Raw genomic sequence first — 14,313 nt, forward strand, 5'->3', positions numbered from 1 at the left:
CGCCCGAATTTAATCGGGCGGTATTTTGCTTTTGGCTAGAGGTTTTGCTGGCTCTGTCTATTAGGCCTTGCGGCGGCGGAGTGCGCCGAAGCCCAGCAAACCTAGTCCAACTAGTGCCAGTGAACCCGGTTCCGGGACAAAAGCTTGGTTTGCATCTGCCTGGAACACGAATTGACCGTTCGCACCACCAAGGAAGGGGTTGTAAGCAGGGTCGGTTACTCCACCAGCTGCGGCGGAAAATCCAGTCGGAGCGGTCCAGCCTGAAGTGAAAGAGCCAACTTGCAGGGTGGAGGTAGCATTAGTTCCGGTTGGTTCCGGGGTTACGTCGCCATTGGCACCCGTAACCAAGCCGAGGAGGGCGCTGATGCCAAATCCGTTGGCACCAGAAAAGTTGAAACTACCGCTCGGGCCACTGAGGAAGGTGCCGTTCAAAATGCTGGTTCCGTCGGTAAAGCCTACGCCATTGAGTGGGTTAGCATTGCCCAGTGCTTGCTGGAAGACGTTCCAACTACCACTAACGACACTGAAAGTGGCCAGACCTGCGTTAACAGAATCGATGGTTTCGGTGATATGTGCATACAGCGTCAGTTCAGGGGTGCCATCGACACCGGAAAAACTATACGTGGTGCTCGCGCCATTGTTGAGCGTCACGGCATCGGCCATGACATACAGATCGAAGGTGCTACCGACCACACCCGTGAAGTTGGTTACCCATGCAGAACCGGTTTTGCTCCAGTCAATGCTGTCGAAATTTACATTGCCGACCCCATCAAGGTCGATAACGTAAGCTTGAGCGGCAGTACTGGCAACGAGCACCGCGGCACCGCCGATCAGGGTCTTCAGAAGATTCTTTTTCATAATTACACCCTATTGAAAGTTGTTGGGTCAGGCACTCGCTGACGGCAAGTTAAAAGCATGTACCGTGCCTGAAAACAAAATTCGTTAATAATCATTGGCTTGCGGTGCTTTGTCTGTTTGTTTTTTATGTTGATGTATTTGAGTGTAAAAAAAATCGACAGTGCTTACAGACCGATGGTCTGAGTATTAGGAAAGGGTGGATTCCGCATTTTCCAATCTGTCCGCTACAGCCTTAAAAAAACGTGCAGCCGGGGCGCCGCCCATTAGTCGTCGATCAAAGCTCATGATCAACATCATCGTTGGCCGTACCGTCAGTTCTCCATTGATTACAAATGGGCGTTCTTTGACCAGCCCGAAAGAGATTCCTATCGGCCAAGGCCAATTTCCGACCAGCATATCCACGCCATATTTAGCCGGCGAGGAAATCATTACGGCTCCACCGCGGTGCTCGACCCACAGCCCCGGCCATAGGCGAGGAAACTTGACGACCAGACGAGCGAGCGGGGTAGGAAGTCGTCGAATGATTGTGTTGAGCAGCCTCCAGCGTTCTCCGTGCACGCCTTGTGCCGTGGCGAGTTGTTGCAGTTCCGCAGTCAGTTTGGCGAGGTCAAGTTTGTCTGTGTTGCGGATGGTGCCGGCATAGACTGCCTGCTCTGTTCCTGGTGTGTCGCGTTCAACCGCAACCGTGATGTGAATGTTTTCTAGTTGGATGATACGTCGGAAAAACGGCCATTCGAGGGTTGTCCGGTTAGCGTAGGGGTGGCTTTTCAATGTTTGGGCGACAGCGCTGGTAACAAATGCGGTGAAGGAGGGTTTTACGGTGTGCTTTTCATTGATTGTCTGGCGTAAGCGAATGCATTGGGTCATGTCTATTTCGCTAAGCATGGCTACCTTGTTGTCGCCATGATTCTCAACATTCATTCCGCCAATGACTTCGAAGAAGCGGTTTCGCGGCATAAGCGAGTATTCAGGCATGGTGATCCCCTTCTGGGTTAGGCGAAAATTATCCAGGAAGCAGTTGATGCTCGAGCCTGCATGGAGGTGATGCAATGCATCTCTTCAGAGTGAAAAGAATTTCAAGGTTGCGCAAGCAATGCGGTGGAACGTCCATATAGACGCACCAAGTGTTGCCCTAGTATTTCGTGAAAAGTTTGCTTGGGTAGAGTATTGACCAGTTGCCTAGCTTGAAATGAGTACTTGGGGTCGCCAAGCAGTGTTGATAGTGCAGCATCAATTCTGCTTGGGTTGGTACGATCTGAACGTAATTGAATGCCTGCTCCGTATGACTCGATTGCTTCCATGTTCAGGAGCTGGTCCATGTTCTGGCAAATTCCCAGTACGGGCTTGCCATTGATCAAGGCTTGATTTGTTGTCGGACTGCCGCCATTACAGATAATCAGGTCGGCTTGCTTACAGGCAACAGCCCCAGGAAAAAAGCTGAATACCTGCGTGCTTGATTTTTTTGGAGCAATTTTTAACGGTTTGCCTGCGGTGGAAACGATGATTCTCACCCCTTTCTTTTCCAGGACAGGAATGATTGCCTCAGTTACCCGAGCACTGCCGGAACTGCCCATGGTGACGTAAACTAAAGGCCGTTCGTCGTTGTTCAGGGCTGTTTGCTCAGCAGATGGTGGTGGCGACCATGAAATGGGGCCGAGGAAGTCGGCACCCAAATGCGGCCGGATTTCCGGAAAGAGCGCTGGAAAATTGGCAAAGAGTCTCAGGTCCGCATCGGTGTAGCAGCATCGGAGGTCGTGTCCCAATGATGGTAAGCCAAATTTTGCGCGGAGCCTTTCGATTGGTCGGGCGTGTAGCTTGAAGGCCATTGGTGAAATCTGTCGAAACAGAAAATCCATCAAGGGGATTGGGATAAAGCGCGTGAATCCAAAGACAGGAAGCCGGGGGCTAAGCGCTCGCTCCGGGCTCCAGTAGGCATCGCAGATTGTTATATACGGGGTTGAGCGCAGGCGGGCGCTAACGGCGAGTGAGAGACGAAAGTCACCAACAATGATATCGGGGGCTTCCTGGTCAATCAGTCCAAGGTCTGTTTCGACATACCGAGAAAGTGTTGCGAAGTCGTAGAGCGGTCGCCCATGCTCGAGGTGGTCTGCGAAAATACTTGCGTCCTGGCACGCGAGGTCGAGAACGGGGAAGGGCAAGTCAGTCGTCAGGCTGGCGTAGCCCGGAGGGCGGCAGAGAACCACCTCAAATTGATTTGCATCCAGGCCTTCAGCCAGCATGAGCGGTCTGGCGACATGGGCGAGCGTTGCGCCTTCACCAAAGAACAGGACCTTGAGCTTCTTCACTGCCATCCTCCCTGTTCGATATGCTGGACAGGCTGAATTACGCCGAGGGTCAGCCTGGCCGGCCACTAAAAGCTGTAACGGACCTCTGAGTAGACGCGATCCTGTTGGTCATATCGGCCAAACATTCCATTCGGTGGGCCTTTGAAAACATCGGCCCCAACCAGCAAACGCCAGTTGCGCTCAAAGTTCCAGCTTACACGGGGGCGGAAAAGCCAGTCGGGACGATTTGCGCTGGAAATGAAAATCGCTTGTGCTTCCCAGTTGTTGAATACTTTGGTGTTGAGCAGGAAACTGTAGCCGTTTTCTCGCTTGTCTGGAGCGATATCGGTGTCGTAATTGAAAAATTGGCGCTGGAAGATCTGGACGTTGAACCTTGTTTCGGCCGGGAGCGTGAAATCCAGCCCAGCCGCCCAGTCGATGGTGTTCTGAGCCACAACACCGTCGGTATCAAGTGCATTCAATACGTTGAAGCTTCGCCCCTTGGTGTAGACCGCTTCCGTCTTGAAGACTACGTCGCCAAAGTCCTTGGCGAGTGTCCCGCCAAATTGACTGATGCGATCATGGCGCGCCTGGAAGGTAATCGTTGGGGTCGGGGCGAGAGCAATTTCACGATAGATCGTTGCCGCGACATCAGTGCTACGGTAGTAGAAGGCCGATGCATCCCAGCCGTTCTTGAGTGTGGATAGCCGTAGGCCGTAGTTCATGTTCTCGGCGTTGCGTTCGGGGCGCTGTTCTTGCTGGTATTGTGCGGTAAAGCCAGAGGGCACCGGGTAGTATGGGTAAAACTCGGCGCCGGGTTTGCCGATGTTGTCGTAGCTGGCTACCGGAATCCACAATAATTCGGCATGGAAGTCGTCGACGAAGTATTCGGCGCGGGCTGCCCATTGGGGAATTCGCAGTTGATCGAAGTCGGGAAGCAGGAACTCGCGCATGTCGCGGGCGGACACAACGTCGGCGAAGAACAGGCCGACCATTTCCCCCCAGACCACATGCTGGCGGCCAAAGCGGAAATCCCAGTTGCCGGCACTGTAATCGAGATAGTTTTCGCGCAATTGGGCATTGAAGCGTTGGTCGCGTTCTACTTCCGGATTGTAGAAGTCGTTGATGCCGTAAACGGCATCGTAGTCGAAGCGGGCGCCTAGCTTCCATTTCAGGCTGTCGCTCAATTTCCCCTGGCTGCTCAAGTCGGCGCGCGTGCGCATTTTTGACCAATGTTCCGGGCTCGCGATGGTTCGGGCCAGTTCAAACTGCAGAAAGCCCCTGATACCATTCCCTGGGCTTGCTTTTTCGGCTGGTTTGTCCAGGTCGTCGCCAAAGAGCGCATTGCGGCCAAGAAGGTCATCATCGTCAGCTTGGGCTCCGAGTGAAAAGCAGAGTGCGGCAATCAGTGTCAGGCGGTGAATGGTCATTGTTGGTGTCTCGGGTTTCTTGGCTGCTGGATTATTCAGCGTCGTCCTCATCATCACCTTCAGGGAGGGGGCGAACGCGAGCCAGATTCCATGTCTTGTCGTTGCGAACACCAAAGGCGGTGATGGATCCATCTTCCATTTGGACAAGCCGGTCAGCATGGTCAATGACCTTCTGATCGTGGGTCGAGAAGATGAACGTGGTTTTTAGATAGCGATTAATCTGCTTCATCAGACGGAGGATTTCTCGGCCTGTGACTTTGTCCAGATTGGCGGTGGGTTCGTCGGCCAGGACAATGCTGGGCTTGATGGCGAGTGCCCGGGCAATGGCTACGCGTTGCCGCTGGCCGCCGCTCAGCTGATTCGGGCGGTTGTTGGCGAATTTGGACAGGCCGACAATATCAAGGAAGTAATTGACCCGTTTTTTTCGTTCGGTCGCAGAGATTTCCGGGCAGCGGAGCAGTGGGTACTCGACGTTCTCGGCGGCCGAGAGGACGGGCAAAAGATTGAAGGTCTGGAATATGAAACCGATGGAGCGGGCCCGTAGATCGGCCAGTTCATTGGCTGATTTCAGGGAGACATCCTGATCATTGACATATATTTTTCCGCTACTGGGCTTGTCAATACAGCCGATCAGATTGAGCAGGGTGGTCTTGCCGCTGCCGGACGGGCCGGAGATGGCGAGGAAGACGCCGGGTTCGATGGCCAGTGTAATATCATGGAGCGCCTGGACAGTCTGTTCGCCCAGGCGATAGTCCTTGAAGACATGCTCGATTCGTACGACGCTCATACTGGGTTGATGCTGTCAAAGTTAACGCCAAACCAATACGGGAGAATGCTCATGTCGCGTAATGGCGCCGAGGGGCTGAAGTTGAGGGTCTGTGTTCTGCTTGTGGGCATGTTTTTTTCGCTCCAGACTTTCACAGCGGTGGCGGAAGAACCTGGTTCAGCCCCGGTTGATGACTCATATGCTCGGAGTATAGTGGAAAAGGCTGACAAGGTCCGCTTTCCGGCCGAGGGCTTTCAAGTCGATATCGTAATCAACACCAGTCAGCAGGACACGCAGGCTGAAACACGCAAGTATCGCGTTCTTTCCAAGGGTAACGAAAATTCCGTTGTCATGGTGACCGAGCCGGCCGCAGAGCGGGGGCAGATCATCTTGATGAAGGGGCGCGATCTTTGGGTTTTTATGCCCGAGGTTTCGCAGCCGGTCCGTATCTCGCTGGCGCAGCGCTTGACCGGGCAGGTGGCGAATGGAGACCTGGCACGGGCCAATTTTTCCGGCGACTACAATCCCAAGGTCTTGCGCACAGAAACGATCAACGGCGAAACTTATCAGGTCCTGGAGTTGATTGCCGTGGACCGCAGCGTGACTTACCAGCGCGTTGTCTACTGGGTGAATGCGAAAAATGCCTGGCCGCTGAAGGCCGAGTTTTACTCGCTTTCCAACCGCCTGTTGAAAAAGTGCAGCTACGAAAACTTTCAAACCCTGGCCGGACGCTTGCGTCCGACGCGCCTGGTAATGGAGGACGCGCTGCGGGGCGGCGAGAAGTCGGTACTTCAGTACGGCGAAATGAAGCTGCGCGACTTGCCGGACAAAATCTTTACCAAGGATTACCTGAAAAAACTGGATTGATCGCCGGCAGGCGTTCAGTCGAACAGCAGGGCGGCCGCCACCTTGCGGCCCTCGGCGGCAAGGATGTTGAAAGTCCGGCAGGCAGCCTGCAGATCCATGACTTCTAGGCCGATGCCGGCCGGGGCAAATGGCCGGAGCAGCGGGCCGGCCGGGAAGCGCAGGCGTGCTCCGGTGCCGAGCAGAATAATCTCCGTGCCAAGCCCCAACAGTTTTTGCATGTCGCTTTCGGTCAGCGTGCTGACGGTTGCGGTCGACCATTCGAGAATGATCGACTCCGGTAGCAGGATCAGGTTTTTCTGATGTTTTTCGTTGTTGACCGCAACATAGCCTTCGCCATAGGCAGTGAACATATTGAGGCCGGCGGTGTTCGATTGATGGAGTTTCACGACGATATCTGCCTATTAAGTCCGCCAAAATTGCGGTGCACCATTCGTTAAAGTAGGATTATACCTTTTGGGGCTCGGTAGTCTGGCTGATGGCGGCTGGATACCTTCCCGACGGACCTCGTTCATGAAACAAGTCAAGAAATCCGCCAAACTCGCCAACGTCTGCTACGACATCCGCGGCCCCGTGCTGCAGAAGGCCAAGCAGATGGAGGAAGAGGGTCACAAGATCATCAAGCTGAACATCGGCAACCTGGCCGCGTTCGGCTTCGATTCGCCTGAGGAAATTCAGCAGGACATCATCCGCAACCTGCCCAATGCGGCCGGTTATACGGACTCCAAGGGGATTTTTGCGGCGCGCAAGGCGATCATGCACTACACCCAGCAAAAGGGTATCAAGGGTGTGACGCTGGAGGATATCTACGTCGGTAACGGTGTTTCCGAGCTGATCGTGATGGCGATGAACGCCTTGCTCGACGCCGGTGACGAAGTGCTCGTTCCCGCCCCCGACTATCCCTTGTGGACAGCTGGCATCAGTCTTTCCGGCGGCACCCCAAAGCATTACCTGTGCGATGAGGACAACGGCTGGTATCCGGACCTGAACGACATCCGTAGCAAGATTACGCCGAAGACCAAGGCCATCGTCATCATCAATCCGAACAACCCGACCGGTGCGCTGTATCCGGACGAGTTGCTGAAGGAAATCATCGAGATCGCCCGTCAGCATCACCTGATCATCTATGCCGATGAAGTCTATGACAAGGTGCTCTACGATGATGTCAAGCACACGTCGATCGCCTCGCTGTCCGATGACGTGCTGACTATTACCTTCAATGGCCTGTCGAAGAATTACCGCTCCTGCGGCTATCGAGCCGGCTGGCTGGTGGTGTCGGGCGACAAGCGGCATGCCAAGGATTACATCGAAGGTCTCGACATGCTTGCTTCGATGCGCCTGTGCGCCAATGCGCCGGGCCAGCACGGCATCCAGACCGCCTTGGGCGGCTATCAGAGCATCGACGACCTGATCAAGGAAGGCGGGCGCCTGCGCCGCCAGCGCGATATCGCGCACGAACTGATTACGGCCATCCCCGGGGTGACTTGTGTCAAGCCGAAGGCGGCGCTGTACATGTTCCCGAAGCTTGACCCGAAGGTTTATCCGATCAAGAACGACCAGGCTTTCATTACCGAATTGCTGCAGGAAGAGAAAGTGCTGCTGGTCCAGGGTTCCGGCTTCAACTGGCCGCATCCGGACCATTTCCGCCTGGTTTTCCTGCCGCACGAAGATGATCTGCGGGAAGCGATCGGCCGTCTTGCCCGCTTCCTGGAAAATTACCGGAAGCGTCATTCAACCCAAGTTAACCAACCCAAGTAAAGTCAGAGCATGAAACCCATCAATGTTGGCCTTATCGGCATCGGCACCGTCGGCGGTGGCACCTGGACCGTTCTCAAGCGCAATGCGGAAGAAATTACCCGTCGCGCCGGCCGTCCGATTCGAATTACGGCCGTCGCCGACAAGAATGTCGAGCTGGCCAAGCAGGTGACGGGTGGTGCTGCGCGCGTCACCGACGACGCATTCTCGCTGGTGACCGATCCGGAAATCGACATCATCGTCGAGCTGATCGGTGGCTATGGCGTGGCCAAGGAACTGGTCATGCAGGCCATTGCCAACGGCAAGCATGTTGTGACCGCCAACAAGGCGCTGCTTGCCGTGCATGGCACCGAGATCTTCAATGCCGCCCAGGAAAAGGGTGTCATGGTCGCTTTCGAAGCCGCCGTCGCCGGCGGCATTCCGGTCATCAAGGCGCTGCGCGAAGGCCTGAGCGCCAACCGCATCGAATGGGCGGCTGGCATCATCAACGGTACGACCAATTTCATCCTGTCCGAAATGCGCGACAAGGGCCTGTCCTTCGACGAAGTGCTCAAGGAAGCACAGCGTCTGGGCTATGCCGAAGCCGATCCGACCTTCGATATCGAAGGGGTCGATGCCGCCCACAAGGCGACGTTGATTGCCTCGATCGCCTATGGCATTCCGGTGCAGTTCGACAAGGCCTACATCGAGGGCATCACCAAGCTCGAAGCTTCCGACATCAAGTATGCCGAGCAACTCGGTTACCGGATCAAGCTGCTCGGTATTGCCAAGCGTCGCGAAAAGGGCATCGAACTGCGTGTCCATCCGACCCTGATCCCGGCCAAGCGCCTGATCGCCAATGTCGAAGGCGCGATGAACGCCGTCGTCGTCAAGGGCGATGCCGTCGGTACGACGCTGTATTACGGCAAGGGCGCCGGCGCCGAGCCGACCGCTTCGGCCGTGATCGCCGACCTGGTCGACGTCACCCGCCTGGCGACGGCCGACCCGGAACATCGCGTGCCGCACCTGGCCTTCCAGCCGGACGCAATGTCCAACCTGCCGATCCTGCCGATGAGCGAAGTGGAGACCGGCTACTACCTGCGTCTGCGCGTGGAGGACAAGCCGGGCGTGCTGGCCGACGTCACCCGCATTCTGGCCGACCAGGCAATCTCGATCGATGCCATGCTGCAGCGCGAGCCGGAAGAAGGCGAGGGCGAGACCGACATCATCATCCTGACCCACGTCTGCAAGGAAAGCTCTGCCGATGCCGCGATCGTCAAGATCGAAGGGCTGGCGGCGCAAAAGGGCAAGGTCAAGCGCATCCGCCTGGAAGAGCTGCAATAAGCCTTTTCCGGCTGAATTGATCGACGGGAGCCGCTGGCTCCCGTTTTTATTTCAGCCTTGCCATTGCGAGGGGCATCCCTGCGGTCGACGCTGAAAAAAGGGCAATTTTCAACGGCCGGGCAAGTTGTCGCAGATTTCGCCGAGGCGCTGCAGGGCGCTATCAATTTCCGGGGTGTATGGGGCGCCGCAGTTCAGGCGGACGAAACCGTCATAACGATTGGAGTTGGAGAACATCAGTCCGGGGGCGATGAAAATGCCCTCGGCCAGCGCCGCGTCGAACAGGGCTTTCGATGACAGGCCGGGCGCCAACTCGACCCATAGTGCGAGGCCGCCGGCCGGTTCGCTGAGCCGGGTACCGCTCGGGAAGTAACGGGCGATCGCTTCCGCCGTCCGGGCGCGCTGGGTTTTCAGGCAACTGCGCAGACGCCGCAAGTGGCGGTCGTAGGCGCTGGAGGCGATGAAATCGGCCGCCGCCAGCTGGGCCAGTTCCTCGTTGTTGCGACTCTGCACATACTTGAGCATTTCCACCCGCGACTGCCAGCGCCCGGCATTCATCCAGCCCAGGCGCAAGCCGGGGGCCAGGACCTTGTGCAGCGAGGCACAGTGAATGACATTGCCGTCCCGGTCCCAGGCTTTCAGTGCCTTGAGCGGCGTGTCGTCGTTGCTCAGCGCACTATAGGTGTCGTCTTCGATCAGTGGAATCTCGTTTACTCGACATAACTCGACCAGATTGGCTTTCTGGGCATCCGGCATGATGCTGCCGAGGGGGTTCTGCAAGTGAGGAACGACGACCAGCGCCTTGATCTTTTCGCTGGTCTGGATGGCCAGTTGCAGCGCTTCGAGCGAAATGCCGCTGTGCGGACTGGTCGGGATTTCCAGGGCGCGCAGGCCGAGTGTTTCAAGTACCTGGAGCAGTCCGAAAAAGGTCGGCGATTCGACGGCGACGATATCGCCGGGCTGAGTAATGGCCCGCAGCGCCAGGTTGAGCGCTTCGATGCAGCCTTGAGTGACCAGGATCTCCTCAGGTGCCAGCAGCATGCCGTTGGCCATTGCCCGTTTGGCCAGGGCGCTGCGGAAAGTGACATTGCCGTTGTTCGACGGGGGGCTGACCAGCAATTCCGGGTGCCGGCGAAGGGCGCGAGTGGCGGCATTCTTCAGGGCCTCGGCCGGATAAAGGGCCGGGGCGCTGCGGGCGCTGGAAAAGTTGATCTTGACCTGGGCTTGCCGGCCACGGGCGATAAATTCCGAAACCCGGGCATTGATGCCGACATATTGGGCGGGGTCCGGCGCTTGGCCGGCAATGGGTTCGGCCAGTGGGCGTACGGCCAGCCGACGCGGTCGACGGACGAAATTGCCGGAGCGCGGCCGCGCTTCCAGCCAGCCGTCGCTCTCCAGTTGCCGGCACAGCTGGACGGCGGTGGACAGGCTGACTTCATGCCGCCCCATCAAGGCCCGGACTGACGGGAAACGATCGCCCTGGGCGAGGGCGCCGGTTTCTATCGCGGTGCGGTAATGGGCGGCCAGGCGCCGATAAAGGGGGAGCTGATCCATGCCTGATCTTCCTCTGCCGCAGGTTTTTGCGACAGATATAGATGTCCGAAAATCGCACCATAACAGATGTGAATAAACAAAACTGTTGCGGTTCAGATGCCTGTTTTCTGTGGCTGTTTCGCAAGCCGTCGGCTGGCTACGATCTCGTCATGTCCCGAGTCCGGGAGGCAATTGAGGAGTAGGAGCATGGATGATCGGCGAACCCTGAAGCTGAGCTTGTGTCGTGGCGAAACCCGCCAATTTTTGCTCGACCCCGGCAGTACGGTACTACTGCTCGTCGGTGAGGCGGAGCTGCATGGCCCGCCGGAGTGGCTGGCCGAAGCGATGGTCCGACCACGCTGGCGGCTTGGCGCCGAGCAGATCTGGCAGGCTGAACGCGGCGGCTGGATCGAACTGGCCGCCCTGAGTGCGCTGCAAGTGTTGGTCATTCCACCGGATGGTGTGGCCTGGTGGCGCCGGGTGGGGCGCTGTCTGGAGGCGGTGTTTGGCGTTTCGCAGCCTGGCTGAGCGAGCGCATATACCCTCATCAAGACTATGCCTATTCCGATTCGGATCAAGGAAATGTCTCGCGATGGCCGGCAGAATCGTTGCCAATTGCCATTCCGGCAAGCCTTTCAAGGAGCTATCATGCAACATATCCATGCCTGCAACCACACCACGCCCGAAGCCCTCTATCCGTTCGATGCGCGCGGCATTGCCAAGCGTTTCCGTCATGCCGCCATCTTTGGCGCGCTGGATGCGCTGCAGCCTGGCGAAACCATGCGTTTTTGCAATGACCACGATCCTCTGCCGCTGCTCGCCCAGTTGCAGCAGCGCTACGGTGCCCACTTGAACATCGAGTACAAGCAGCGCGAGCCGGGTGCCATCGTGATCGATTTCGCCGTTGTTGCCTGATTGCTGTATACCGCGAGCCTGACCCTTCTCGCCCTGTTGCTCAGCGCCATCCTGGCGTTGAACGGGTTGGGCTCGCCGCTGGCTGTCGCCCATCTGGCGTTTGCAGTCGGCATCGTGCCGCTGATCTTTGCGGCAATGAGTCATTTTGTCCCGGTGCTGACCCGCACCGGTGATCCGGGGCGCTGGCTGGCCCGCTTGCCCATGCTGGCCCAGGGCGCCGGTCTGTGCGCCGTCGCTGCCATGCAGGGCCTGATCCCGCATTTCTTTCTGCATCTCGCCGCTGCGGTCGACCTGATTCTGGCGGCCATTTTGCTCAACTGGATTGCCGGGCGGGCACGGGCGACGCTGGGTTCGCCGCATCCGGGCTGGCGCTGGTACGGCGCAGCGCTTGGCTGCCTGATGCTGGCCCTGGTCGCCATCCTGCTGATCGCGGTCTGGCCGCAATACTGGCCGGCCTTGCGGTTGTTTCACCTGCATCTGAATACGATCGGCCTGGTCGGCCTGGCCGCCCTTGGCACCTTGCCGGTGCTGCTGCCGACGGCGCTCGGCCGCCCCGACCCGGAAGCGGCCGGCTGGCTTCGCCGCCGGCTGTGGCTGGTCGCTGGCGGGGCGCTGGTCATTGCGACCGGCGCCGCCGTGCTCTGGCCGTTTGCTGCACCGGGCGCGGCGCTGGTGCTGGTTGCCGCTCTCGGCCTGGTCGGTCAGTGGGTGCGTCGTTTCGGTATTCGCAGCATGCTGGCGGACGGGGTTTCGGCATCGCTGCTCGCCGCTGTCGCCGGCCTGTTGCTGACGCTGGCCGCCGGTGTCGCGCACGGGGCGCGCCTGTTGCCGGGAAAACCCGGCTTGCTGGCCTGGGCTGTCGGCTTTCTGCTGCCGCTGGTGAGCGGGGCGCTCAGCCAGTTGCTGCCGGTCTGGCGCTGGCCGGGGCCGACCATTCCGGCGCGCAAGCTGATGCGGGAAAAACTGGCAGCCACCGGCGTCTGGCGGGCTGGGCTGTTTTTCGCTTCGGCGGTCGCCTTGCTGGCGGGCTGGGCGACGCTCGGCGGCGCTTTGGTGGCACTTGGCATGCTGTTGTTCATCATCGGCTTGCTGCAAGCCGTGCGCGTCACGCGGTCGACACTGTAAAATTCCGGTTTTTCGCTTTTCAGGGCTTCGCCATGCGCTATATCTCGACCCGCGGTCACGCCGCGCCCCAGGCTTTCTGCGACATCCTTCTCGGCGGCCTGGCGCCGGATGGCGGCCTCTATCTGCCGGAAAGCTACCCGCAGATCAACCGCGCTGAACTTGACGCCTGGCGCAAGCTGTCGTATGCCGACCTCGCCTACGAGATTCTCGCCAAGTTCATTACCGATATTCCGCCGGCCGACCTCAAGGCGCTGGTCGCCAAGACCTACACCGCCGCGGTCTATTGCCATACCCGCAACGGCGGCGATGCCGCCCAGATCACGCCGCTGACCAAGCTCGAAGACGGCCTCTACACGCAGGAACTGTCCAACGGCCCGACGCTGGCCTTCAAGGACATGGCCATGCAGTTGCTCGGCAACCTGTTCGAGTACGTGCTCGACAAGCGCGGCGAGTCGATCAACATCCTCGGCGCCACTTCCGGCGACACCGGCTCGGCGGCCGAGTACGCCATGCGCGGCAAGCACAACGTCAAGGTCTTCATGCTCTCGCCGGACGGCAAGATGAGCGCTTTCCAGCGCGCCCAGATGTATTCGCTCCAGGACGCCAACATCTTCAACATCGCCGTCACCGGCATGTTCGATGACGCGCAGGACATCGTGAAGGCAGTCTCCAACGATGCCGCGTTCAAGGCCAAGTACAAGATCGGTGCCGTCAATTCGATCAACTGGGCCCGGGTTGCCGCGCAAATCGTCTATTACTTCCAGGGCTATTTCCTGGCCACCAAGAGCAATGATGAGCAGGTCGCCTTTGCCGTGCCCTCGGGTAATTTCGGCAACATCTGCGCCGGCCACATCGCCCGCCAGATGGGGCTGCCGATTGCCCGTCTGGTACTCGCCACCAACGAAAACGACGTGCTCGACGAGTTCTTCCGCACTGGCGTCTATCGCCCGCGGACGACCGCCGAAACCAATGTCACCTCCAGCCCGTCGATGGATATTTCCAAGGCTTCCAACTTCGAGCGCTTCGTTTTCGATTTGGTCGGCCGCGACCCGGCCGTGGTCAGCGAATTGTGGGCCAAGGTCGACAAGGGCCAGGCTTTCGACCTGAGTGCTACGGTGCACTGGTCGAAAATGCCCGATTTCGGTTTTGTTTCCGGCAAGAGCACGCACATCGACCGCATCAACACCATCCGCTTCGCGCAGGGGCGCTACAACGTCATGCTCGACACCCATACGGCCGACGGCCTGAAGGTGGCGCTGGAGCACCGCCTGCCAAGCGTGCCGATGATCGTTCTGGAAACAGCCCAGCCGGCAAAGTTCGAGGAAACCATTCGCGAAGCGCTGGGCCAGGAGCCGGTTCGTCCGGTCGACCTGATGGGCATCGAAAAACTGCCGCAACGCGTCGACGTGATGGCGCCGGACGTCGAGGCCGTCAAACGCTACCTGGTTGAACGTCTCTGAGC

14 protein-coding genes are annotated in these 14,313 nt (G+C 58.3%); 7 read left to right on the plus strand and 7 right to left on the minus strand.

Annotated elements, in window-relative coordinates:
- Positions 1-60: 60 nt before the first annotated feature.
- The 5 genes from pepA to GH663_RS11335 form a co-directional block, all read right to left on the minus strand.
- Positions 61-858 carry a flocculation-associated PEP-CTERM protein PepA gene (pepA, locus tag GH663_RS11315; RefSeq protein ID WP_153131852.1) on the minus strand — a complete coding sequence of 266 codons (798 nt, stop codon included), beginning with the start codon at positions 856-858 and terminating at the stop codon, positions 61-63.
- A gap of 186 nt (positions 859-1,044) precedes the next feature.
- A complete protein-coding gene (locus tag GH663_RS11320) occupies positions 1,045-1,833 on the minus strand; it encodes a 2-oxo acid dehydrogenase subunit E2 (RefSeq protein ID WP_153131853.1) in 789 nt (262 codons plus the stop codon).
- Between the two features lie 101 nt (positions 1,834-1,934).
- Positions 1,935-3,170: a glycosyltransferase gene (locus tag GH663_RS11325; RefSeq protein WP_153131854.1), complete on the minus strand. Its 1,236-nt coding sequence runs from the start codon at positions 3,168-3,170 to the stop codon at positions 1,935-1,937.
- Positions 3,171-3,229: 59 nt separating this feature from the next.
- A complete protein-coding gene (locus tag GH663_RS11330) occupies positions 3,230-4,705 on the minus strand; it encodes a DUF1302 family protein (protein WP_246181579.1) in 1,476 nt (491 codons plus the stop codon).
- Positions 4,605-5,360 carry an ABC transporter ATP-binding protein gene (locus tag GH663_RS11335; protein ID WP_153131856.1) on the minus strand — a complete coding sequence of 252 codons (756 nt, stop codon included), beginning with the start codon at positions 5,358-5,360 and terminating at the stop codon, positions 4,605-4,607. The genes GH663_RS11330 and GH663_RS11335 overlap by 101 nt, the downstream gene beginning before the upstream one ends.
- A gap of 51 nt (positions 5,361-5,411) precedes the next feature.
- On the opposite strand from GH663_RS11335, the gene GH663_RS11340 reads away from it, so the two are divergent.
- Positions 5,412-6,206 carry an outer membrane lipoprotein-sorting protein gene (locus GH663_RS11340; protein ID WP_211371129.1) on the plus strand — a complete coding sequence of 265 codons (795 nt, stop codon included), beginning with the start codon at positions 5,412-5,414 and terminating at the stop codon, positions 6,204-6,206.
- Positions 6,207-6,220: 14 nt separating this feature from the next.
- Here the strand turns inward: GH663_RS11340 and GH663_RS11345 are convergent, their stop codons facing one another.
- Positions 6,221-6,592 (minus strand): Mth938-like domain-containing protein, encoded by a 372-nt coding sequence (locus tag GH663_RS11345; protein WP_153131857.1) that lies wholly within the window; start codon positions 6,590-6,592, stop codon positions 6,221-6,223.
- Positions 6,593-6,716: 124 nt separating this feature from the next.
- On the opposite strand from GH663_RS11345, the gene GH663_RS11350 reads away from it, so the two are divergent.
- Positions 6,717-7,961, plus strand: a complete 1,245-nt coding sequence (locus tag GH663_RS11350; RefSeq protein WP_153131858.1) for a pyridoxal phosphate-dependent aminotransferase — start codon at positions 6,717-6,719, stop codon at positions 7,959-7,961.
- A gap of 9 nt (positions 7,962-7,970) precedes the next feature.
- On the plus strand, positions 7,971-9,281 hold the full coding sequence (locus GH663_RS11355) for a homoserine dehydrogenase (protein WP_153131859.1): 1,311 nt from the start codon (positions 7,971-7,973) through the stop codon (positions 9,279-9,281).
- Positions 9,282-9,389: 108 nt separating this feature from the next.
- Here the strand turns inward: GH663_RS11355 and GH663_RS11360 are convergent, their stop codons facing one another.
- Positions 9,390-10,832, minus strand: a complete 1,443-nt coding sequence (locus GH663_RS11360; RefSeq protein ID WP_153131860.1) for an aminotransferase-like domain-containing protein — start codon at positions 10,830-10,832, stop codon at positions 9,390-9,392.
- Positions 10,833-11,018: 186 nt separating this feature from the next.
- Here GH663_RS11360 and GH663_RS11365 point away from each other — a divergent pair, with 186 nt between their 5' ends.
- From GH663_RS11365 to thrC, 4 genes are all read left to right on the plus strand, one after another.
- Positions 11,019-11,339, plus strand: coding sequence for a hypothetical protein (locus GH663_RS11365; RefSeq protein WP_066884854.1), 321 nt, complete (start codon positions 11,019-11,021; stop codon positions 11,337-11,339).
- Between the two features lie 120 nt (positions 11,340-11,459).
- Complete coding sequence (locus tag GH663_RS11370; RefSeq protein ID WP_066884857.1) at positions 11,460-11,726, plus strand: DUF2249 domain-containing protein; 267 nt, start codon at positions 11,460-11,462, stop codon at positions 11,724-11,726.
- Complete coding sequence (locus tag GH663_RS11375) at positions 11,727-12,851, plus strand: hypothetical protein (RefSeq protein WP_153131861.1); 1,125 nt, start codon at positions 11,727-11,729, stop codon at positions 12,849-12,851.
- Between the two features lie 32 nt (positions 12,852-12,883).
- On the plus strand, positions 12,884-14,311 hold the full coding sequence (gene thrC, locus GH663_RS11380; RefSeq protein ID WP_153131862.1) for a threonine synthase: 1,428 nt from the start codon (positions 12,884-12,886) through the stop codon (positions 14,309-14,311).
- Positions 14,312-14,313 lie beyond the last annotated feature (2 nt).

Source organism: Dechloromonas hortensis (assembly GCF_009469765.1).
GTDB lineage: Bacteria > Pseudomonadota > Gammaproteobacteria > Burkholderiales > Rhodocyclaceae > Azonexus > Azonexus hortensis.